The 22772-nt window shown below is 64.1% G+C and carries 20 protein-coding genes; 17 read left to right on the top strand and 3 right to left on the bottom strand.

Translation table 11 applies throughout. The features are described 5' to 3' along the window. Positions 1 to 21: 21 nt before the first annotated feature. Positions 22 to 501: a DUF992 domain-containing protein gene (locus NR187_RS15805; protein ID WP_211381523.1), complete on the top strand. Its 480-nt coding sequence runs from the start codon at positions 22 to 24 to the stop codon at positions 499 to 501. A gap of 152 nt (positions 502 to 653) precedes the next feature. Next, positions 654 to 2702, top strand: coding sequence for an elongation factor G (locus NR187_RS15800; protein ID WP_211381524.1), 2049 nt, complete (start codon positions 654 to 656; stop codon positions 2700 to 2702). Between the two features lie 79 nt (positions 2703 to 2781). Here the strand turns inward: NR187_RS15800 and NR187_RS15795 are convergent, their stop codons facing one another. Next, on the bottom strand, positions 2782 to 3705 hold the full coding sequence (locus tag NR187_RS15795) for a helix-turn-helix domain-containing protein (protein ID WP_211381525.1): 924 nt from the start codon (positions 3703 to 3705) through the stop codon (positions 2782 to 2784). Positions 3706 to 4417: 712 nt separating this feature from the next. Here NR187_RS15795 and NR187_RS15790 point away from each other — a divergent pair. Further along, entirely contained in the window at positions 4418 to 6346 is a 1929-nt protein-coding gene (locus NR187_RS15790) for a diguanylate cyclase (RefSeq protein WP_211381526.1), read from the top strand. A gap of 86 nt (positions 6347 to 6432) precedes the next feature. On the opposite strand, the gene NR187_RS15785 is transcribed toward NR187_RS15790, so the two are convergent. Next, complete coding sequence (locus NR187_RS15785; protein WP_372703115.1) at positions 6433 to 6654, bottom strand: hypothetical protein; 222 nt, start codon at positions 6652 to 6654, stop codon at positions 6433 to 6435. Between the two features lie 334 nt (positions 6655 to 6988). Here NR187_RS15785 and NR187_RS15780 point away from each other — a divergent pair, with 334 nt between their 5' ends. The 3 genes from NR187_RS15780 (at position 6989) to NR187_RS15770 (ending at position 10021) form a co-directional block, all read left to right on the top strand. Then, a complete protein-coding gene (locus NR187_RS15780) occupies positions 6989 to 7261 on the top strand; it encodes a helix-turn-helix domain-containing protein (protein WP_211381527.1) in 273 nt (90 codons plus the stop codon). A gap of 76 nt (positions 7262 to 7337) precedes the next feature. Continuing rightward, a complete protein-coding gene (locus tag NR187_RS15775; RefSeq protein ID WP_211381528.1) occupies positions 7338 to 9092 on the top strand; it encodes a SulP family inorganic anion transporter in 1755 nt (584 codons plus the stop codon). A gap of 95 nt (positions 9093 to 9187) precedes the next feature. Beyond that, positions 9188 to 10021 (top strand): shikimate dehydrogenase, encoded by an 834-nt coding sequence (locus NR187_RS15770; protein ID WP_211381529.1) that lies wholly within the window; start codon positions 9188 to 9190, stop codon positions 10019 to 10021. A 245-nt stretch (positions 10022 to 10266) separates the two neighbouring features. Here NR187_RS15770 and NR187_RS15765 read toward each other — a convergent pair whose 3' ends face one another. Beyond that, positions 10267 to 11403, bottom strand: coding sequence for an alpha-hydroxy acid oxidase (locus NR187_RS15765; RefSeq protein WP_211381530.1), 1137 nt, complete (start codon positions 11401 to 11403; stop codon positions 10267 to 10269). 123 nt (positions 11404 to 11526) lie between these two features. On the opposite strand from NR187_RS15765, the gene NR187_RS15760 reads away from it, so the two are divergent. The 11 genes from NR187_RS15760 to NR187_RS15710 all read left to right on the top strand — a co-directional run bounded on the left by NR187_RS15760 (position 11527) and on the right by NR187_RS15710 (position 22698). Beyond that, the gene (locus tag NR187_RS15760; RefSeq protein WP_199580841.1) at positions 11527 to 11694 is read left to right on the top strand and encodes a hypothetical protein; all 168 of its coding nucleotides are present in this window, start codon (positions 11527 to 11529) and stop codon (positions 11692 to 11694) included. 218 nt (positions 11695 to 11912) lie between these two features. After that, positions 11913 to 13256 (top strand): phosphoglucosamine mutase, encoded by a 1344-nt coding sequence (gene glmM / locus NR187_RS15755; RefSeq protein ID WP_211381531.1) that lies wholly within the window; start codon positions 11913 to 11915, stop codon positions 13254 to 13256. 284 nt (positions 13257 to 13540) lie between these two features. Continuing rightward, a complete protein-coding gene (locus NR187_RS15750) occupies positions 13541 to 14788 on the top strand; it encodes an MFS transporter (protein ID WP_211381532.1) in 1248 nt (415 codons plus the stop codon). A gap of 228 nt (positions 14789 to 15016) precedes the next feature. Next, positions 15017 to 15847: an outer membrane protein gene (locus NR187_RS15745; protein ID WP_211381533.1), complete on the top strand. Its 831-nt coding sequence runs from the start codon at positions 15017 to 15019 to the stop codon at positions 15845 to 15847. Between the two features lie 167 nt (positions 15848 to 16014). Then, on the top strand, positions 16015 to 16839 hold the full coding sequence (locus NR187_RS15740; RefSeq protein WP_211381534.1) for an outer membrane protein: 825 nt from the start codon (positions 16015 to 16017) through the stop codon (positions 16837 to 16839). A 72-nt stretch (positions 16840 to 16911) separates the two neighbouring features. Further along, complete coding sequence (locus NR187_RS15735; protein WP_256807008.1) at positions 16912 to 17502, top strand: glutathione S-transferase family protein; 591 nt, start codon at positions 16912 to 16914, stop codon at positions 17500 to 17502. Positions 17503 to 17518: 16 nt separating this feature from the next. Then, entirely contained in the window at positions 17519 to 17983 is a 465-nt protein-coding gene (locus NR187_RS15730; protein ID WP_256807007.1) for a GNAT family N-acetyltransferase, read from the top strand. A gap of 187 nt (positions 17984 to 18170) precedes the next feature. Then, entirely contained in the window at positions 18171 to 18362 is a 192-nt protein-coding gene (locus NR187_RS15725; RefSeq protein ID WP_249128802.1) for a hypothetical protein, read from the top strand. A gap of 79 nt (positions 18363 to 18441) precedes the next feature. Continuing rightward, the gene (locus tag NR187_RS15720; protein WP_256807006.1) at positions 18442 to 19614 is read left to right on the top strand and encodes a phosphoserine transaminase; all 1173 of its coding nucleotides are present in this window, start codon (positions 18442 to 18444) and stop codon (positions 19612 to 19614) included. Between the two features lie 168 nt (positions 19615 to 19782). Beyond that, positions 19783 to 21372: a phosphoglycerate dehydrogenase gene (gene serA / locus NR187_RS15715; RefSeq protein ID WP_211381539.1), complete on the top strand. Its 1590-nt coding sequence runs from the start codon at positions 19783 to 19785 to the stop codon at positions 21370 to 21372. A 153-nt stretch (positions 21373 to 21525) separates the two neighbouring features. Beyond that, positions 21526 to 22698, top strand: a complete 1173-nt coding sequence (locus NR187_RS15710) for an acetyl-CoA C-acyltransferase (RefSeq protein WP_211381540.1) — start codon at positions 21526 to 21528, stop codon at positions 22696 to 22698. Positions 22699 to 22772: the final 74 nt, after the last annotated feature.

Raw genomic sequence — 22772 nt, 5'->3', positions numbered from 1 at the left:
ATTCATCGCCGGAGACATTTCATGCGTCGTTCGTTCATCTTCGCGGGGCTCGCTGCCGCCAGCCTCGTTGCGTCCGTCGCGAGCACGAGCGCGCAACAGCGGATGGTGCGGGTCGGCGTGCTCGAATGCCGCGGCGGTGCCAGCGTCGGCTTCGTGGTGGGATCGGTGACTCATCTCGGCTGCGTGCTGCGCGCCGAGGGTCTGCCCGAAGACCGCTACGTCGCGACCATTCGCAAGGTCGGCCTCGACATCGGCATCACCCAGGAGACGGCGCTGGCCTGGGGCGTGTTCGCACCGGTCGACCGGCTCGGACCGGGCGATCTCTCCGGCACCTATGCGGGCGCGCAGGGCAGCGCGTCGGTCGGCGTCGGCCTCGGCGGCAACGTGCTGGTCGGCGGCTCCAACAATTCGATCGCGCTCCAGCCGCTCAGCGTGCAGGGCCAGGTCGGCCTCAACGTCGCCGCCGGCCTCGAGAGCCTGGAACTTCGTCCGGGCCGTTGACGAATTCGCGACGGGAATCGCGCCGGCCGGCACGATCCCGGCATCGACGCACCGCAGCGACGTTTGACGCTTGCCAAATCTCGGGGACGGGCAGAGCATCTGCGTTTGCCGACCCAATCATGGGCCGAGCTCCACACCAAGGAGGCGGCGAAATGGGACAAGACGTCAGAAGTCCCCGAGGTCCACGGTGCATAGCGCTGGTGGGCCCTTTCCAAAGCGGTAAAACCACACTTCTCGAAGCAATACTGGCGCGAACGGGCGCCATCCCGCGCGCCGGCAGCGTCGATGCCGGAACTTCCGTCGGCGACGCCGCGCCCGAGGCCCGCCATCACAAGATGACCGTCGGGCTGACTGCCGCCACCACGATTTTCATGGGCGACAGCTACACCTTCCTCGATTGTCCGGGTTCCGTCGAGTTCGCCCACGACATGCGCGCCGCGTTGCCCGCGGTCGACGCCGCAATCGTGGTCTGCGAAGCCGACGAGAAGAAGCTGCCGCAACTTCAGATCATCCTGCGCGAGCTGGAGGAGATGAAGATCCCGCGTTTCCTGTTCCTCAACAAGATCGACCGCGCCAACAAGCGCATCCGCGAGACGCTCGCAACGCTCCAGCCCGCCTCGCGCGTGCCGCTGGTGCTGCGCCAGATCCCGATCTGGAAGGACGAGCTGATCGAGGGCTTCGTCGATCTCGCGCTGGAGCGTGCGTTCATCTATCGCGAGCACAAGGCTTCCGAGGTCATCGGGCTCGAAGGCGGCGATCTCGATCGCGAGAAGGAAGCCCGCTTCTCGATGCTGGAGAAGCTCGCCGATCACGACGATGCGCTGATGGAACAATTGCTCGAGGACATCCAGCCGCCGCGTGATGCCGTGTTCGACGATCTCGCCCGTGAATTGCGCGAAGGGCTGATCTGTCCCGTGCTGCTGGGCGCGGCCGCGCGCGAGAACGGCGTGCTGCGCTTGATGAAGGCGCTGCGTCACGAGGCGCCCGGCATTGAGGAAACCGCAAAACGTCTCGGCGTTTCCGAGAGCAAGGACGCGCTCGGCTTCGTCTTCAAGACGCTGCATTCCCAGCACGGCGGCAAGCTCTCGCTGACACGGCTGCTCGCCGGCCATCTCGACGACGGTGCCACGCTGCAATCCTCCTCCGGCGGGACCAGCCGCATCTCCGGCATCCTCGCCGTCACCGGCGCCTACGACACCAAGCGTGCCGCGGCGGACGCCGGCGACACGGTGGCGCTCGCCAAGCTCGATCTGATCAAGACCGGCGACACGGTCTCGAACGGCAAGTCGCCGCCGGCAGCGCTGGTCGCCGCGGAGCCGACAGCGCCGGTGCTCGCGGTCTCGATCGCTGCCACCGATCGCAAGGACGATGTGAAGCTCGGCCAGGCGATGGCGCGGCTGCACGAGGAGGACCCCTCGCTGGTGGTCGTGCAGAATGCCCAGACCCACGACACCGTGCTGTGGGGGCAGGGCGAGATGCATTTGCGGGTCGCCGGCGAGCGGTTGCGCGACCGCTTCGGCGTCAAGGTCACCTCGCATCCGCCTGCGATCGGCTACCAGGAGACCATCCGCAAGCCGATCATCCAGCGAGGCCGCCACAAGAAGCAGTCCGGCGGCCACGGTCAGTTCGGCGACGTCGTGCTCGACATCAGACCGCTGCCGCGCGGCGACGGCTTCAAGTTCGCCGAGAAGGTGGTCGGCGGCGCAGTGCCGCGCAACTACATCGGCGCGGTGGAAGAGGGCGTCGTCGACGGGCTCACGCGCGGCCCGCTCGGCTTCCCCGTCACCGATTTGCAGGTGACGCTGACCGATGGCTCCTATCACAGCGTCGATTCTTCCGACCTCGCTTTCCGCACCGCGGCGCGGATCGGGCTGAACGAAGGCCTGCCGCTATGCCAGTCGGTGTTGCTGGAGCCGATCCACGTGGTCGAGATCGTCTGCCCGACCGATGCCACCGCCAAGATCAACGCGATCCTGTCGGCGCGGCGTGGCCAGATCCTAGGCTTCGACACCCGCGACGGCTGGAGCGGCTGGGACTGTGTCCGCGCCATGATGCCGGAAGCCGAGATAGGCGAGCTCATCGTCGAGCTGCGGTCGGCCACGGCCGGCGCCGGCAGCTTCACCCGCACATTCGACCACATGGCCGAAGTCACGGGCCGCGCCGCCGACCAGATCATCGCCGCGCATCAGCACGCGGCGTGATCGGCTTCGCGCGATAAGGGAGGCATCGCTCTCTCACTCCACCTCTCCCCGTTCTCGAGGGGGAGGTGGGGTGAGCAGCCTATGCCTTTCCTCGGGCTCGCATGAGCGTCTCGGACGGCGGCTCCCCGAACTCAACTCTGTAGGTGTGCGAAAACTCCCCCATGTGCCAGAAGCCATGAGCGGCAGCGGCGGCCTTGATGTTGGTTCCCGGGTGGGCCTTTGCCAACGCACGGCGAACCATCCAAAGCCTTTTTATCCGAATGTATCTGTGCAGCGAGATGCCGTGAACGGCCACTATCGCGGCTTGCAACGTTCGCACGGAAGTTCCGAGGGCGAGAGCCAAGTTCTCGCTGTACATCGCGACGCCGGGTGCTTCCTGGATCATGGCATCGAGCTGGCTAACGAATTTGAGATGGCGATCATAGGACCTCGGACGCGATTCTATTGCGTCTGGGCGGATCAGGATGTCGTCCAGAGCGGCGTACAGTGTTTCCTGCATGTCAGGCGCTTGTTGCGCGAAGTCATCTGCTACCGGGCAAGCGGATGCCGCTTTGGCGATGTTCCACAAGACCCGCTGCAAATAATGCATCTGTTGAGCGGTGGCGCCAAAAAGGCCCAAGCCCTGCTCGACGTCCGCCCACCCTCTCGTGCGCATTGCCGTCCCGAGGCGGACCAGCGCGTATGTGTTTGGATACGGTTCGACCACACGGCAGGGCACAATTCCCCGCAGAAGGACAACTCCATCGCCTCTGACTTGCTGACCGTTTACGGTGTGGCAATGATCGTCGGACATTGGCACGACCAAGCCGCAGGTATCAGAGCCGAGATCGCCTTCATATTCGCGAGCGAACGATCGTTGCAGCACCAAGCGGCACTCCGGCAAAGCCAGCGTCGCGCGATGAATGGATGCTGACGCAGGATCGAGCGCGACCGTTCTTGAAGTGCCGAGGATGCCGCTCGGGCGAAATTGTTCAAAAGTCGCGAAGTGATCGGTCCGCAGCACCGCCGAGCGTCTCAGTCCGCAAAAACCCGGGGAGCACCCGGCTTGATCTTGAGAGCCGTCAAGGGCGCTTAGGTGGCGCATGGTCGCAAATCAGCAACTTTCTCGCGAGCAGATTCGATCAACAAATTCAAAGCAGCTGACTGTTCGATCAGCTGCGCCGTCGTCGGCACGTCTCGAAAATCACTCAATACAATTCGGATACATTTGTTTGCCGCGTCCAGTGCCGCGAGGGCGCGAGACAGGTCAGCCGCAGTGCTCAGATGCACTGTGTCGAGGCTCGCAACAGCTTCCCTGATGCCGTTAAGTCGTTTGACCGCGGGGTGCGCAAGCGGCCCCCGGACTGCAGGAAGGGGTATTATGTTGGGCATTCCAACATTTCCTTGTCGCTTCGATTGGGCGCTGGCGATACGGAGGGTGCACTATGATGGATATCATCTAATGATTAATGTCCCAACCGGCCCGCTTATCGGATTTCGGCGAGAATAGCGCGTGCTCCCATCGTGGCCGGAAAATGCAGCGGTAAAATCTTATTCTCGTTCGGTGGATCTGCATTGATCCAGATCAAGCTGAACGCTTGCCGGATTCCGTTAGGACTCCAAACGTCTCGTTAGCGAAGGCACGCACTTTTCTCGAAGCAGCGGGCTATCGTTAGGCGGTCTGAAGCCTTGCATGATGATCATCATTCGGGTGCATCCGAACGGACCAGACGGCAATGGCTCATATCCATCAGTCGATTCAACGCAAGCCGCAACTGATGGTCGGCGCATTCCTGGCATTGATGTTGGCCTCGGTCCTTGGTCTGGTCTCCTGGAAGACCTCGGTCGCTCGCAACGCAACCCTGGTCCGGGCAGAAGAAGATCTGAACAATCTGGCTCGTTCGCTCGCCCGGCACGCGACCAACACCTTCAAGGCCTCTGACGTGGCCATGACGGGAATGGCGGACCTGCTGAAGTATCAAAATCCATTGCCAGAGCGGTTCAATGCCCATCTGATCGCCACCACTCGAACCCTGTCGCAAATCCGAGAGATCGGCGTGCTTAACGCGGAGGGCAACTGGCGATACTCGTCATTTGAACGCCTGCCGGAGCACAACAATTCCGATCGCCCGTACTTTGCGCGTCACCGCGACAATCCCAGCTCGAAGATGCTCGTGACGGGGCCGATCATCTCCAGGATGAGCGGCCAGCCTTCCATCATCTTGTCGAAGCGGATCACCACGCCAAGCGGCGAGTTCGCAGGTGTCGTGGTGGCCGCGATCGACTGCGGTTACTTCAGCAGTTTCTACTCGTCCTTCGGCGTCGGCACCCAGGGCGGCATCAGTCTCCTGTCTACCGATGGAACGATGCTCGCTCGTTGGCCAATCGTGGAAGCAGGTCGAAAGTTCGCCGACACCTCGCTCTTTCAGAAGCGCCTGAGTGAAAGCTCCGCGGGAGCCTACAAGATCACCTCGCCGTTCGACGGTCTCGCCAAATACATCGCATACGAGCGGGACCCCGAATACCAGATCGTCGTGACGGTGGCGCGATCGGAGAATGAAGTGCTCGCTAACTGGCGTGCCGATCTCATCTCGGACGCAGTTGTGGCAGGCGTGCTGGTGGCAATCATCATCGGGATGGCGGGGCTGTTGAGCAGCCAATTGAGGTTCAGGACGGCACTCGAGCGGTCGCTGCGGGAACGCGAGGCCCGGTTCAGGCTGTTGGCGGACAACATCGCCGACATCGTGATCGTGATGGACCGAAACGGAGTCCTCCGTTACGTGTCTCCGTCCGTGGTGCCGGTGCTCGGGATGACCGAGAACGTCTTCCTGGGGCGCTCATGCCTCGATGTCGTGCATGACGATGACCGCGAAAAGGTAATAGCCGCGAGCCGCGAATTGAAGCAGGCAAGGGCCTACAGCTCAGTTCGGTTCCGCGTGCTGCGAGGCGATGGAGCCATGGCCTGGCTGGACGCCCACTTCAAGCTGGCAGAGCAATCGTTTGGCGGTGAGTTAGAGATCGTTGGAGTCCTTCGCGACATCACGGAGCAGAAGGGCCTTGAGGACGAGTTGTCGTCCGCCAACCTGAAGCTGGCGCAGCTCGCCACGACAGACGGTCTAACGCGGCTCGCCAACCGGCGCAGCTTCGACGCCTTCCTTCGCGAGGCTTACGTCAAGTATCCAGTTCTCTCGGTGCTGTTGATCGACATCGACCACTTCAAAGACTTCAATGATACCTTGGGTCATCAGGCCGGTGATGACTGTCTCCAGCGCGTCGCTGAAGTCGTTGGAAGTGCTACTGCGAACACAGGAGGGCTTTCGGCGCGATATGGCGGGGAGGAGTTCGCCATGGTTCTACCAGGCGTGGACGAAGAGAGGGCAGTCAAAGTGGCCGATGCCCTTCGAGTGCTGATCAGGCGGCTGCAAGTCTACCATCCGCGGGCGCCGCGAAGCTATTTGACGATCAGCGTAGGGGTCGCCCAAAAGAGCGACGCTACGATTGATGAACGGGCTCTCGTCCGCGATGCCGACATAGCCCTGTATCACGCTAAGGAACAGGGGCGAGACTGCACGATGGCAAGTTCGAGGCTGGTATCCGCTCGTTTGCGGACGCCCTCCCTGGTGCCGTCCTTGTCAGACTTGCAGAGGACTTCCAATGACGCCTGACGGAGTCACCCAGCCAAGACCACGTGACGCGTCTTCTTCAGGCACCGGCCGCCGTTCGTCGATGTACCGTTGGACAGATGCCTTTGTTATTCCGCAAAATCTTGCGGCTGCATGCCGGGCGCACGGAGCCATTCGCTCAAGTGAGACCCGGTCTCGCATTGGCGAGCCTTTTTCAGCAGGTGCTCGCGCTCCACGCCGGGGGGAAGCACTTTCGCTTCTTCCCGCAAACGGGCGGCTTCCCTTGCCAGTCTGGATTCCAGACTCGTTACCTGTTTGATCCGACGCCGCTGCGCCATGGTGATCTCCATGCCGAAAAACGCTCCAACGTTCCGCTGGGAGAACAGTTCCTCAAACGCGGGCGCTTGCAGCGCGAGTGGGGGCGCGCGCGGGCTCAGCAACTGCGATCTGGTTTGCAAGCCGAAGGCGCGCGATGGTCGTACGAGTCGGACGGACATTCGCTGGTAGCAAAGGAGTGCTCCCCCCGGATCGCACCGGACGATGCTCCCGTCACCGGACCGATCCGACCGCCCCCGCCGGCAAAGCGGGGAGATGTTGGCTCTTGCGCTTGCCCACATATGATGTATTTTAAATCATTGTACATGTACTAGATATCACTTATAAGATCTGATACGTGAGGCCAAGGTGATCACGTCGTTCCAAATGCGGGCAGCCCGCGCGCTGCTCGGCATTGACCAGAAAACCCTGGCCGAGCTTGCCGGCGTTTCGTTGCCGACCGTCCAGCGGATGGAGGCCAGCACCGGCAATGTGCGTGGCGTGGTCGAGACCTTGATGAAAGTGGTCGAGGCGTTCGACCGGGCCGGCGTCGAGCTGATCGGTGAGCAGGCCCGCAGCGAAAGCGGCGGGCGTGGTGTTCGCCTGAAGGAGCCGGGGCCGCCGCGCCGTGTGGGGGCTTGATCGGAAGATGATCGTGCCTGGGATCAGGATGAGCTAGCGCATCGTCGCACGCACGATGCATCGGAGCATTGTGGGCATGAGCAGCACAGGCGAACACGCAGGCAAGCTGCACCAGCTTCGTCGACCGACATTTGCAGAACTCTATCTGCCAAAGTTCGTCACGGTCTGGCGCGAGGGCTACGGCGTCGCGGACTTTCGCGCCGACGTGTTCGCGGGCCTCACGGTCGCGATCGTCGCGCTGCCGCTGTCGATGGCAATCGCGATCGCTTCGGGTGTGACGCCGGACCGCGGCCTCTACACGGCCGTCGTCGGCGGGTTCATCGCGTCGCTGCTCGGCGGCAGCCGGTTCCAGATCGGTGGACCGGCCGGCGCCTTCATTGTGCTGGTTGCGGCGACGGCCGACCGTCACGGCGCCGACGGCGTCATCCTCGCCACGCTGATGGCTGGGCTTTTTCTGATCGCCGCCGGCTTCCTGCGCATCGGCACCTACATCAAGTTCATTCCATATCCTGTCACGGTCGGCTTCACCGCCGGCATTGCCGTGATCATCTTTGCGAGCCAGCTCCGCGATCTCTCGGGGATCACGCTGGCCGGGAAAGAGCCCAGCGAGTTCGTTCCGAAACTCGCAGCGCTCGCCAAAGGCCTGCCTACCGTCAATCCGTCAGCGCTTGCCGTCGCAATCGGCAGCATCGTCATCATCGCCGCCTTGCGCCGCTGGCGGCCGTCCTGGCCCGGCATCCTGATCGCGGTCGTGTTTGCGGCGGTCGCGAGCGCCGTGCTGTCGCTGCCGGTCGAGACCATCGGATCGCGATTCGGCGGCATCCCGCGCGAATTGCCGTCGCCGGCGCTGCCGGCGTTTTCGCTTGCCAAGGTGCAAGCGGTGCTGCCGGACGCGATCTCCTTCGCGCTGCTGGCCGCGATCGAATCGCTGCTGTCCGCCGTGGTGGCCGACGGCATGACCGGACGCCGTCACCGCTCCAATTGCGAGCTGGTCGCGCAAGGCGCGGCCAATGTCGGCTCGGCGCTGTTCGGCGGCATCTGCGTCACCGGCCTGATCGCGCGCACCGCGACCAATATCCGCGCCGGCGCGCGCGGACCGCTCGCGGGCATGCTGCATTCGGTCTTCCTGCTGCTGTTCATGCTGATCGCGGCGCCGCTCGCAAGCTACATTCCGCTGGCCGCACTCGCCGCCGTGCTCGTCGTCGTGGCCTGGACCATGGCGGAGAAGCAAGAATTCACGACGCTGCTGCGCTCCTCCTGGGGCGATGCCGTCGTGCTGCTCGCAACCTTCCTGCTCACGATCTTCCGCGATCTGACCGAGGGGATCCTGGTCGGCTTCGCGCTCGGCGCGGTGCTGTTCATCCATCGCATGGCGGAAATGACCGGCATCGAGGAGCGCTCGCCGCTGGTAGTCGCCGATCGTCCCGATGACGGCAATGGCAAGCGCGTGCCCTACGATCCCGCGCTCGCGGTCGATCGCGACGTGCTGGTCTACCGCATCACCGGCGCGTTCTTCTTCGGCGCGGCCTCGGCGATCGGAAGCGTGCTCGACGGCGTCGCCGACAAGCGCAAGGGTTTTGTGGTCGATTTCGCCGACGTGCCGTTCCTGGATTCCACCGCGGCAAACGTGCTCGGCCGCGTCGCCGCCAAGGCCCACCGCCAGGGGATCCGGCTGTTCATCACCGGGGCATCGCCCACGGTCCGCCGCGCGCTGCTCACCCATGGCGTCACGCCGCCGCGCGCCCGCTATCGCGAGACCATCGCGCGTGCGGTCGCCGACATCAAGGGCGGCGCGGCGCAGCCCGCGGCAGGTGACGCGGGCACGACCTAGCGCCGCGCCCCTCCCGATGCGGCGCCCGCGCGCTTGACAGAGCCTGCGGGACGCGAAATGGATCGCCTCCGAAACGACCCGAGGGGAGGACGACCGTGACCAAGGCTCCCGCAGCCTGTCTGATCGGATGGCCGGCCGCGCATTCGCGCTCGCCGCTGATCCATCATTACTGGCTGCGCACGCTGGGTATCGAGGGCGGCTACGTCATCGAGGCGGTACCGCCCGATGATTTGCGCGATTTCGTGCTGCGGCTGTCGCTGCGCGGCTTCGTCGGCGCCAACGTCACCATCCCGCACAAGGAGGGCGTGCTGGCGCTGTCGACGCCCGATGCCCGCGCCATGGCCGTGGGCGCAGCCAACACGCTGTGGTTTGCGGACGGCGAGCTGCGCTCGACCAACACCGACGTCGAAGGTTTTCTCGGCAATCTCGATGCCAGTGCGCCCGGATGGGACGGCGCCGCCGAGGCGGTGGTGCTGGGCGCCGGCGGTTCCTCCCGCGCCGTCGTGTTCGGCTTGCTCGAACGCGGCTTCAAGCGCGTCCATCTCGCAAACCGCACCATCGCGCGGGCCGAGGCGCTGGTGAAGCAGTTCGGCGAGAACGTGCATCCCGTCATGTGGGACAGGATCAGCGACGTGCTGCCGGCCGCAAAAATTCTCGTGAACACGACCTCGCTCGGCATGCATGGCCAGCCGTCGCTCGAAATCGACGTGTCGCGCCTGCCGGATGGCGCCGTCGTCGCCGATCTCGTCTATGTCCCGCTGGTGACGCCGCTGCTGGCGGCCGCGAAAGCGCGCGGCCTGAAGACCGCCGACGGGCTCGGCATGCTGCTGCATCAGGCGGTGCGCGGCTTCGAGCTGTGGTTCGGCCGGCGGCCGCAGGTCACGGCCGAGCTGCGTGCGCTGGTCGAGGCCGATCTCACAAAGACTTGAGAGATTAGCGCGTAATCTCCGTGCCCGGCGAGAAAGCCGAACTGAAGACCGGCGCCAAGATCATCGCCTTCGTCAAGCCGCTGGCGGATGGATCACTCGAAGCCAATCGCATCAGCGTCGGCCGTTGACGGCCTGACGCCGCCGATGTGAGGCGGATGCTGCCGCCACATCCTCGCGGTCGTCCCGGACAAGCGAAGCGCAGATCCGGGACGACATTTGAGGCGCGCGTTTCGCGCCTCTGTGCCTCATACCGCAATGATGTGATCGTCGATCTCGTCGATCCTGTTGACGCCGCACAGGCCCATGGTGGTGAGCAGCTCCTTCTGGATAATGTCGATCGCCTTGGCGACGCCGGCCTGGCCGCCGGCGCCGAGGCCGTAGGCGTAGGCGCGGCCGATCATGCAGGACTTTGCGCCGAGCGAGAGCGCGCGCATCACGTCCTGGCCGGAGCGGATGCCGCCGTCGAACATGATCTCCACCTTGTCACCGACGGCATCGACGATCTCGGGCAGCACCTCGATCGAGGACGGCGCGCCGTCGAGCTGGCGGCCCCCATGGTTGGAGACCACGATCGCCTGCGCGCCGGTCTTGGCGGCGAGCTCGGCGTCCTCGACGTCGAGAATGCCCTTCAGGATCAGCTTGCCCGGCCAGATCGAGCGGATCCAGTCGATGTCCTTCCAGTTCAGCGAGGTGTCGAACTGCGAGCTGATCCAGGTCGACAGCGAGGTGATGTCGTCGCTGACCTTCAGATGCCCGGCGAGATTGCCGAAGGTGCGTCGCTTGCCCTGGAGCACCCCCGACACCCAGGCCGGCTTGGTGGCGAAATCGATCAGCTTCGACAGCGACCATTCCGGCGGCACCGTCATGCCGTTCTTGATGTCCTGGTGGCGCTGTCCGATCACCTGGAGGTCGACGGTCAGCACCAGCGCCGAGCATTTTGCGGCGAGCGCACGCTCGATCAGCGCCTTGATGAAGCCGCGGTCCTTCATCACGTAGAGCTGGAACCAGAACGGCTTCTCGACATTGGCGGCGATGTCCTCGATCGAGCAGATCGACATCGTCGACTGCGTGAACGGGATGCCGGCGGCCTGCGCGGCGCGGCAGGCATGGATCTCGCCGTCGCCATGCTGCATGCCGAGCAGGCCCACGGGCGCGAGCATCAGCGGCATGGACGAGGGTTCGCCGAGGATCGTGGTGGAGGTGTCGCGCTTGGAGACGTCGACCAGGATGCGCTGGCGGAACTTGATGTTTTGCATGTCGTCGCGATTGGCGCGCAGCGTTTCTTCGGCATAGGAGCCGCGGTCGCAATAGTCGAAGAACGCCTTCGGAACGCGGCGCTGATGCAACGTGCGAAGATCGTCGATACAGGTGATGTGCTTCATGAACGTTTCCCCGGCCCGTCTTCTATCGGAAAGTCTCTTGGTGTCAGGAGTCTTGCATCGGAAGATCGAGGGGTCATCTAGCATGGTTGGATGCACAGCCAAATCGTTTGAGAGGAGGGCGCCATGACCAAGCCGCACGCCGGACCTTCGCCGGAAGAGATCAAGGAGAAGCATGATCTCGAGGAAGCGCTGGAGGAAGGTCTGGAAGAGACCTTTCCGGGCTCCGATCCGGTCAACGTCACGCAGCCGGCGCCGAGCCGCGGCGACGGCCATGTGAAGCGCTCCGGCTAGGCAGGTTCCGCCCTGTTTCGCCATTTCGGCCGGAAATATAATGTTAACAAGACGTTAGCGGGCCGGCGGTGGGGCCGGTTCCGTAATGATTCATCATATTTTTTGAAGCCAAGTTAGCCGCGATGGCTCTATAACACCTAAGCAAATCAGGGATGCGGGGCCCGTTGGGGCAGCCCGCGGTTGTATTGGGGGACCCTGGTTGTTGCGTGGGGGACGATATGAGCCGCAAATATTTCGGGACGGACGGGATTCGGGGCCGCGCCAACGGACTGATCACGCCGGAGCTCGCGCTCAAGGTCGGCCAGGCCGCGGGCCTCGCGTTTCAGCGCGGTGACCACCGCCACCGGGTCGTGATCGGCAAGGACACCCGCCTGTCCGGCTACATGATTGAATACGCCATGGTCGCGGGCTTCACCTCGGTCGGCATGGACGTGCTGCTGGTCGGCCCGATGCCGACGCCGGCGGTCGCGATGCTGACCAAGTCGATGCGCGCCGATCTCGGCGTGATGATCTCGGCCTCGCACAATCTGTTCGAGGACAACGGCATCAAGCTGTTCGGTCCGCAGGGCTTCAAGCTATCCGACGACGTCGAGAAGCAGATCGAGCAGCTGCTCGACGAGCCCATCGACAAGCGCCTCGCACAGAGCGCGAGTCTCGGCCGCGCCCGCCGCATCGACGGCGTGCACGACCGCTACATCGAATTCGCCAAGCGCACGCTGCCGCGCGATCTGTCGCTCGACGGTCTGCGCGTCGTGGTCGATTGCGCCAATGGCGCCGCCTACAAGGTGGTGCCGGAAGCGCTGTGGGAGCTGGGCGCCGACGTGGTGCCGATCGGCGTCGAGCCGGACGGCTTCAACATCAACAAGGATTGCGGCTCGACCTCGCCGGAAGCGCTGTCGAAGAAAGTGCGTGAGATGCGCGCTGACATCGGCATTGCGCTGGATGGCGACGCCGATCGCGTCATCCTGGTCGACGAGCGCGGCCATGTCGTCGACGGCGACCAGCTGCTGGCGGTGATCGCGCAGAGCTGGAAGGAGGACGGCCGGCTGTCGCGGCCCGGCATCGTCGCCACCGTGATGTCCAACCTCGGGCTCGAGCGCTTCCTGAAAGGCCAGGGGCTCGATCTCGTGCGCACGCCGGTCGGCGACCGCTACGTGCTCGAGCAGATGCTGAACGGCGGCTACAATCTCGGCGGCGAGCAGTCCGGCCACATCATCCTGTCCGACTACGCCACCACCGGCGACGGCTTCGTTGCCGCCTTGCAGGTGCTTGCGGTGGTGCAGAAGCTGCGCCGGCCGGTGTCGGAAGTCTGCCACCGCTTCGATCCCCTGCCGCAGATCCTCAAGAACGTCCGCCACAAGGGCGGCAAGCCGCTCGATGATTCCGACGTCAAATCGGCGATCTCCGACGGCGAGAAGCGGCTCAACGGCCACGGCCGCCTGTTGATCCGCTCCTCCGGCACCGAACCGGTGATCCGCGTCATGGGCGAGGGCGAGGACCGCATCCTGGTCGAGGACGTCGTCGACACCATCGTCTCGGCGTTGGGTCAGGCAGCGGCCTGAGGTCTTCTTACCCTCTCCCCTGGAGGGGGAGGGTCGTTCGCGCGAAGCGCGAGCGGGGTGGGGTGATCTCTCCACTCGGGCAGTATGGGGTGCGGAGGGATCGTCACCCCACCCCGTCTCACATTTTCGCTGCGCTCAATGTGAGCCGACCCTTCCCCTCCAGGGGAGGGTAAGCGACGAGAGCACACGCGCATCCCAGCCATCGACGATTGGCGGTGGTTCGGCCGCAGCTGGCATCGTAGTTAGGCAGTGCGGCGGTTCGCCGCGCCTGCCGGGATGCGCCATTGAACAAGCCTGTCGTCGTCTCCGAGGAAACGCTGACCGAGCCCGTCGTCGTCAGCGACGTGGCGCCCGCCGCTAAGGGTGCGGGGCCGGCCTATGTCGTGCTTGCCGGCATCAGCGTCTCGCACTTCCTCAACGACACCATGCAGTCGCTGATCGCCTCGGTGTACCCGATCCTGAAGGACACCTACGCGCTCGACTTCGCGCAGATCGGCATGATCACGCTGGCCTTCCAGTTCACGGCCTCGCTGCTCCAGCCGGTGGTCGGGCACTACACCGACAAGAAGGCGCAGCCTTATTCACTGGCGATCGGCATGGCCTCGACCTTCTTCGGCCTGTTGCTGCTGAGCGCCGCGCACCAATATCTCGTCATCCTCGTCGCCGCCGCGCTGGTGGGGCTCGGCTCGGCGGTGTTTCATCCCGAATCCGCGCGCATCGCCCGGCTGGCGTCGGGCGGCCGCTACGGCTTTGCGCAATCGGTGTTCCAGCTCGGCGGCAGTTTCGGCACCTCGATGGGGCCGGTGCTGGCCGCGCTGATCGTGGTGCCGTTCGGGCAGGGCAGCATCGCCTGGTTCTCCTCGATCGCGTTCCTCGCGATTCTCATCCTCTGGCGCATCGGCCGCTGGTACGCGCCGCAGATCAAGGCGAAGAAGACGGTGGCGGCCCTGGCTCATCCCGATGCGCCGAGCTCGCGCCGCGTCGTCGTTGCGCTTCTCGTGCTGGTGGCGCTGTTGTTCTCCAAGCAGCTCTACGTCTCGAGCCTGTCGAGCTATTACATCTTCTACCTGATCGATCGTTTCGGCGTGTCGACCCAGGCCGCGCAGATGTACCTCTTCATCTTCCTCGCGGCGAATGCGGTCGGCGCGTTTCTCGGCGGACCGCTGGGCGATCGCTTCGGCCGCAAGATCGTGATCTGGATCTCGATCCTGGGCGCGCTGCCGTTCACGCTGGCGCTGCCCTATGCCGGCCTCTATGCGAGCGCGGTCCTGTCGGTGATCATCGGCCTGATCATCTCCTCGACGACGTCGTCGATCATCGTGTTCGCGCAGGAGCTGGTGCCGCATCGCTTCGGCATGATCTCCGGCGTGTTCTTCGGCGTCGCCTTCGGCATCGGAGGCCTCGGCGCCGCCGTGCTCGGCAAGCTCGCCGATCACACCTCGATCGCGTTCGTCTATCAGGTCTGCGCCTATCTGCCGGCGATCGGACTGCTTGCGGTGTTCCTGCCCAAGCTGCCGCGGCACGCGCGTTAACAAATCCTGCTTCGCTGCATTGCGGCTTCATCAATCGTTAGCAATTGCGGCGCGCATGCGTTGCATTTTTGCAATGCTCTGGCCGCATCCGCGTGTGCGGTCAGAAAAAATCAACCTTAAAAATTAGGGTTAAGTGGCGCTTAAACATTTGCTGCCATCGTCCGTCCTGTGAGTTTCCAGAACGTGAGGCATCTGCATTTTGCCTCACCGGCCATAAGGACGAAGCCAATGCGTAGCGTGAAGTCTCTCCTTGCCGCGGGTGCGGCAACCCTGATCTCGTCGATGGCGTTCGCCGCCGATATGCCGATCGCGGCGCCCCCTCCGATGTACGCTCCGCCGGCTCCGCCCGCCGACTTCGGCGGCTGGTATCTGCGCGGCGACGTCGGCATGACCAATCAGCGCGCCAAGAGCATCGAGGGCACCATAGCGCCTGGGTTCACGAAGACGACGGAGGGGCTCGGCTTCGACTCGTCACCGCTGTTCGACCTCGGTGCCGGCTATCGCTTCAACAACTGGTTCCGCGCCGACGTGATCGGCCAGTATCGCGGCAAAGCCAATCTGCACGGCAGCGACAACGTCGTTGGACCTGGCTTCGTCGGCGTCAACAATTACACCGGCAGCAAGTCCGAGTGGGTCGTGATGGCCAACGCCTACGTCGACCTCGGCACCTGGTGGTGCATCACTCCGTTCATTGGTGCCGGTGTCGGCGGCTCCTACAACAAGATCAGCGGCTTCCGCGACGACGGCGTGTCGTACAGCCCCGGCCTCAACAACAGCGTCGCCTACTTCGCCGACAACGGGAAGTGGAATCTGGCCTGGGCGGCCCATGCCGGTCTCGCCTACAAGGTCAATCCCGGGTTCACCGTCGAACTGGCCTACAGCTACATGGATCTCGGCGACGCGGCGCCCGGCAACTATCGCTTGTTCGACAACAGCGGCTCAGGCCCGAGCTCGATCAAGATCAAGGACATCACCTCGCACGACATCAAGCTCGGCGTGCGCTGGGATCTCAGCAGCCCGCCGGCCTACATGCCGCCGCCGCTCGTCACCAAGGGCTGATCAGCAGCCTCATCGCTTAAGACCTCTTAACGGCGCGGGATCATCCCGCGCCGTTTTGCGTTGCGTATTTTTCATGGCGAGCGGTGACGAAGGGCTCCGGCGCAACCATTGGTTAAGGTTAACGAGCCATGATCATGGCGAAAGTTCGAGTTCGATGGAGCGTTGCAATGCGTAGGCTTTTGTTGGCGGCGGCAATGTTGGGGACGGTATCTGCCGCGCACGCGGCCGACATGCCGGATCTGCCGATCCTGCGCGGCAGCTTCACCGACGGCTTGAGCAAGTCCAACGTCAATTGGCAGGGAAGCTATTTCGGCGCCCAGGGCGGCTACGGCGCGTCGGACGAACATTTCAGCGGCAGCAACAAGACGATGCTGGACACGCTGCTGGACCACAACGTTATCCAGCAGATGGACGTGGCGAACTGGAATCTCGGCCTCGGCGGGCAGTCGACCCGGTCGAGCGGCTACGGTGCCTTCTTCGGATATAACGGCCAGTGGGACGATGTCGTCCTCGGCCTCGAGGTGAGCTATCTGCACGGCTCATTCGGTGGCACGTCACAAGCGTCCAAGGAGCTTGTCAGTGGCAGCGCGCTCAGCGACGGCTTCTTCCACGATGTCAGGGTGACATCGTCGGCCGGAATTTCAATCTCGGACATGGCGACGTTCCGCGGCCGCGCGGCGTATGCCTGGGGCTGCTTCCTGCCATACATCTTCGGAGGCTTCGCGCTCGGCAAGGCCGATATCTCGCGCAGCGTGCTCGTCGAGGACGCGGTCAGCGCCACGATCAACGGAGCTTATACGACCCTCCAGCCGCTGACCGCCAACGATACCGTGCACAACCACATGATCTACGGCTACACCGCTGGACTTGGCGTTGACGTCAACCTCGTCGGCGGGCTGTTCGCGCGCGCCGAATGGGAATACATCCGCTTCACCAGCAGCATCGACACGAATATCAACACCGTCCGCGCGGGCCTCGGCTACAAGTTCTGACGCGCGCGCATGGCGCCGGTTGACAGGTTTCCTCCGTCCTGATGCTCTGTCGCCCTGAGCGGGGCGACGGCGATGAAGATCTACGGCGATACCAATTCCGGCAATTGTCTGAAGGTGAAATGGGTCTGCGACAAGCTCGCGCTGCCCTATCACTGGGTCGAGATCGACACCGGCAAGGGTGAGACCCGCACGCCGCAATTCCTCAAGATGAACGGTGCCGGCCAGGTGCCGACCGTCGAACTCGACGACGGCCGCACGCTGGCGCAGTCCAACGCCATCATCCGCTATCTCGCCCGCGACAGCGCGCTGATTCCGCGCGATGCGTTTGCTGCGGCCAAGATGGACGAATGGCTGTTCTGGGAACAGTACAGCCACGAGCCCTATATCGCGGTATGCCGCTTCCAGCTCGTCTATCTCGGCAAGGCCGCGGCGGATCTCGATCCCGAGAAGGTCAAGCGCGGCTATGCGGCGCTTGAACGCATGGAGCAGCATCTCTCCGGCAGCCGCTTCTTCGCGGGCGAGGGAGCTTCGCTCGCCGATTTGTCGCTGCTCGCCTATACCCGCGTTGCGCATGAGGGCGGCTTCGATCTCGGTCGCTTTGCTGCCGTCCGCCGCTGGATCGGCGAAGCCGAGGCCTATCTCGGCCTTCCATCGGCGCGTTGAGCCTGGAGCTTTTCGCATGAACGATAAGTCCGTTTCCATTCGTCCCGCACGTCGCGAGGACGTCCCTGCGATGATCGCAATGCTCGCCGACGATCATCTCGGGCGCGCCCGCGAGCGCGTGGAGGATCCGCTGCCTGCGGTCTATTACGCGGCGTTCGAGCGGGTCGAGCGCGATCCCAATCTCGCGCTCGTAGTCGCAGAGAGCGAGGGCAGGGTGGTCGGCTGCCTGCAACTCGCGGTGCTGCCAGGCATCAGTTCGCAAGGCGGTATCCGCGGCCTGCTCGAGGACGTTCGCGTTGCTTCCGATTGTCGCAGCCGCGGCATCGGTGAATTGCTGGTGCAATGGGCAATCGCGGAAGCGAAAGCGCGCGGCTGCAATCTGGTCGAACTGTTGACGCATCAGACGCGAGTCGATGCTCAGCGCTTCTACAAGCGGCTTGGGTTCACTGCGAGTCACGTCGGCATGACTGTCCGCTTTTGACTGTCCGCTTTTGACGCAGCTCTGCGGGAGCCTTGCGCGATCAGCACATTCGGATCGCGCGTGCGTTCGTATTAAGAGTGGGTAAACTACCCAACCGTCGTTCACGTGGAACCAGGAACGAACGGTGCTACCGCTGCGTCTGAAACCGGGCTCGGTCGGTTCGGGGATTTCGATGAAAAGCTATTCGATGATCAAGGTCGGCAACGACTACGTTGTGCAGGCCAATGACAAATGCATTTTGAAGGTCGGCAGCCGACGCCGTGCCGCGCAATTGATCAGCGATGCCACGGACTTGCTGAACGCGCTTGCCGTGGTCGAATCCCCTGATATCGCGCCGGAGGCGCCATCACTCGCGCGTGAGGCTCCGGAACTTCCTTGACGACTCTTCCCGTTTCCCGTATCAGCCGCGGCGGGACACCTCCCCCCAACGGGAGGCTTACTATCTGGAAGGGTAGATCATGACTGTAGCGAAGCCCGCTTCGCGGCCCAACGTGCCGCATTTCTCCTCCGGCCCCTGCGCCAAGCGCCCCGGCTGGAATGCCCAAAATCTCAAGGACGCAGCGCTCGGCCGTTCGCATCGCGCGAAGGTCGGCAAGACCAAGCTCAAGCTCGCGATCGATCTGACGCGCGAAGTGCTTGAAGTGCCCGCCGATTATCGCATCGGCATCGTGCCGGCGTCCGATACCGGCGCGGTCGAGATGGCGCTGTGGTCGCTGCTTGGTGCGCGGCCCGTCACCACGCTCGCCTGGGAATCCTTCGGCGAGGGCTGGGTCAGCGACATCGTCAAGGAATTGAAGCTCAAGGACGTCACCAAGCTCAATGCGGCCTATGGTGAAATCCCCGACTTTTCGAAGGTCGATCCCAAGAGCGACGTCGTCTTCACCTGGAATGGCACCACCTCCGGCGTGCGCGTGCCGAACGCGGACTGGATCAGTTCTGCCCGCGAAGGCCTGACCATCTGCGACGCCACCTCGGCCGCGTTTGCGCAGCCGCTCGACTGGGCCAAGCTCGACGTCGTCACCTTCTCCTGGCAGAAGGCGCTCGGCGGCGAGGCCGCGCACGGCATGCTGATCCTGTCGCCCCGCGCGGTGGAGCGGCTCGAGACCTACAAGCCGGCTTGGCCGCTGCCCAAAATCTTCCGCATGACCAAGGGCGGCAAGATCAACGAAGGCATCTTCGTCGGCGAGACCATCAACACGCCGTCGATGCTCTGCGTCGAGGACTATCTCGACGCGCTGAACTGGGCCAAGTCGATCGGCGGCCTGAAGGCGCTGATCGGGCGCGCCGACGCCAACACCAGGGTGCTCGCCGACTGGAAGGCGAAGACGCCGTGGATCGACTTCCTGGCCAAGGACGCCGCGATCCGCTCCAACACCTCGGTGTGCCTGAAGTTCACCGATCCCGCGATCACCTCGCTCTCCGAGGACGCGCAGGCCGAGTTCTCCAAGAAGCTGGTCGCGCTGGTCGAGAAGGAAGGCGCCGGCTACGACTTCGCCTACTACCGCGATGCCCCGGCCGGCCTGCGCATCTGGTGCGGCGCCACCGTCGAGGCCAGGGACGTCGAGCTCCTGACGCATTGGATCGACTGGGCCTTCGCCGAGACCAAGGCCACGCTAGCGAAAGCAGCGTAAGTTCTTACCCTCCCCTGGAGGGGGAGGGTCGACGCACCGCCAGGTGCGGCGGGGTGGGGTGATCTCTCCACACGGCGCACCGGCGATTTTCTTTTTGCAGCTTCACCCCACCCCGGCGCTTCGCGCCGACCCTCCCCCTCCAGGGGAGGGTGTGAAGGACACATTCCCATGACCAAGCCCAAAGTTCTCATTTCCGACGCGCTCTCGCCCGCTGCCGTGCAGATCTTCAAGGACCGCGGCATCGAGGTCGACTTCCAGCCCAACCTCGGCAAGGACAAGGACAAGCTCGCAGAGATCATCGGCAATTACGACGGTCTTGCGATCCGTTCCGCGACCAAGGCGACCGCCAAGATTCTCGACAAGGCCACCAACCTGAAGGTGATCGGCCGCGCCGGCATCGGCGTCGACAACGTCGAGATTCCCGCTGCCACGGCAAAGGGCGTCATCGTGATGAACACGCCGTTCGGCAATTCGATCACGACCGCCGAGCACGCCATCACCCTGATGCTGGCGCTGGCCCGCGAGATTCCGCAGGCGGACGCCTCGACCCAGGCCGGCAAGTGGGAGAAGAACCGCTTCATGGGCGTCGAGATCACCGGCAAGGTGCTCGGCGTCGTCGGCTGCGGCAACATCGGCTCGATCGTCGCCGACCGCGCGCTCGGCCTGCGCATGAAGGTGGTCGCGTTCGATCCGTTCCTGTCGCCGGAACGCGCCAAGGACATCGGCGTCGAGAAGGTCGAGCTCGACGACCTGCTCAAGCGCGCCGACTTCATCACCCTGCACACGCCGCTGACCGAGAAGACCAAGAACATCATCGATGCAGCCGCGATCGCCAAGATGAAGAAGGGCGTGCGCCTGATAAACTGCGCGCGCGGCGGCCTCGTCGACGAGCAGGCCGTGGTCGATGCGCTCAACGCCAAGCACATTGCGGGTGCCGCCTTCGACGTCTTCGTCGAGGAGCCCGCGACTGCGAACGTGCTGTTCGGCCATCCCAACGTGATCTGCACGCCGCATCTCGGCGCCTCCACCACCGAAGCGCAGGAGAACGTCGCACTCCAGGTCGCCGAGCAGATGTCGGATTATCTGCTGACCGGCGCGATCTCGAACGCCGTCAACTTCCCCTCGATCACGGCGGAAGAAGCGCCGAAGCTGAAGCCGTTCATCGCGCTCGCCGAGAAGCTCGGCTCGTTCGCGGGCCAGCTCACCGAGAGCGGCATCCTCAAGGTCGAGATCACCTATGAGGGCCACGTCGCCGAGATGAAGATCAAGGCGATCACGTCAGCCGTGCTGTCGGGCCTGCTGCGGCCGATGCTGGGCGAGATCAATGTCGTCTCCGCGCCGGTCGTCGCCAAGGAGCGCGGCATGGAGATCGACGAGATCGTGCGCGCCGCGCAGAGCGACTATGAAAGCCTGATCACCGTCACGGTCACCACCGAGCGGCAGGAGCGGTCGGTCTCGGGCACCGTCTATGCCGACGGCAAGCCGCGCCTGGTCGACATCAAGGGCATCCGCGTCGACGCCGAGTTCGGCAAGTCGATGATCTACGTGACCAACGAGGACAAGCCGGGCTTCATCGGCAAGTTCGCAAGCCTCCTGGGCGACGCCAAGATCAACATCGCGACCTTCCATCTCGGCCGTGTCGCGCCCGGCAGCGATGCCATCGCGCTGATCGAGGTCGACGGCGCGGTGCCGGCGGACCTGCTGGCCAAGGTGCAGGCCCTGCCACAGGTCAAGCAGGTCAAGGCGCTGACGTTCTGAGACGCCGACATATTCCGACCCGCGGAACAGCGCCGCCCTGATCCGAGGGCGGCGTTTCTGTTTGCCGCGAGGCGACGCTATATTTTCTCCAAGCTTCGTGTACCAATGGCGCGATAACGCTGGGTTCAAGATCGTTCGAAAAGGGAGAAGACAATGCGTGAAGCCGTCATCGTTTCCTATGCGCGCACGGGCCTCGCCAAATCCGGCCGCGGCGGGTTCAACATCACGCCGCCGATGTCGCTCGCGGCCCACGCGATCCAGCACGCGGTGAAGCGTGCCGGCGTCGAGAAGGACTATGTCGAGGACTGCTATCTCGGCAATTGCGCTCACGGCGCGCCCAACATCGGCCGCCAGGCCGCGCTGCTCGCCGGCCTGCCGACGACCACGGCCGGCGTTTCGGTGAACCGTTTCTGCTCGTCGGGCCTGCAGACCATCGCGATGGCCGCCAACTCGATCCGCTCGGACGGGGCCGATTGCATCGTCGCCGGCGGCGTCGAGAGCATCTCGATCCCGGGCGGCGGCTCGCCGAAGGAATCGATCGATCCCGAATTGCTCAAGGTCGCGCCCGACATCTTCATGGCGATGATCGACACCGCCGACATCGTCGCCGAGCGCTACAAGCTCAGCCGCGAATACCAGGACGAGTTCTCGCTGGAATCGCAGCGCCGCATGGCATCGGCTCAGCAGGCCGGCAAGTTCAAGGACGAGATCGTCCCGATGAAGACGAAGATGAAGGTCGTCGACAAGGCGACCAAGGCCGAGAGCATCGTCGACTATGTCGTCGACCGCGACGAGTGCAACCGGCCCGAGACCACGCTGGAAGGCCTTGCCAAGCTCGAGCCGGTGAAGGGGCCCGGCAAGTTCGTCACCGCCGGCAACGCCAGCCAGCTCTCCGACGGCGCCGCCGCCGTGGTGCTGATGGAGGCCAAGGATGCCGAGAAGCGCGGGCTGAAGCCGCTCGGCCGCTTCGTCGCCTGGGCGACCGCCGGTTGTGAGCCGGACGAGATGGGCATCGGCCCGGTGTTCGCGATCCCGAAGCTGCTCAAGCGCACCGGCCTGAAGATCGACGACATCGACCTGTGGGAGCTCAACGAGGCCTTCGCCAGCCAGTGCCTCTACTCGCGCGACAAGCTCGGCATCGATCCGGCCAAGTACAACGTCAACGGCGGCTCGATCGCGATCGGCCATCCCTTCGGCATGACCGGCGCACGTCTCACCGGCCACCTGCTGCAGGAAGGCGCCCGCCGCAAGGCCAAATGGGGCGTGGTGACGATGTGCATCGGCGGCGGCCAGGGCGGCGCCGGGCTGTTCGAGATCTACAGCTGAGATCGCAAGGTCTGAATTGCGAAGGGCACGGCGCAAGCCGTGCCCTTCGTCATTGCGCGGGGCCGAAAGCCTTC

It is taken from the genome of Bradyrhizobium sp. Bra64, from assembly GCF_024519875.1.
GTDB classification, from domain to species: domain Bacteria; phylum Pseudomonadota; class Alphaproteobacteria; order Rhizobiales; family Xanthobacteraceae; genus Bradyrhizobium; species Bradyrhizobium japonicum_G.
This window is presented reverse-complemented; position numbering and strand designations above follow the sequence as displayed.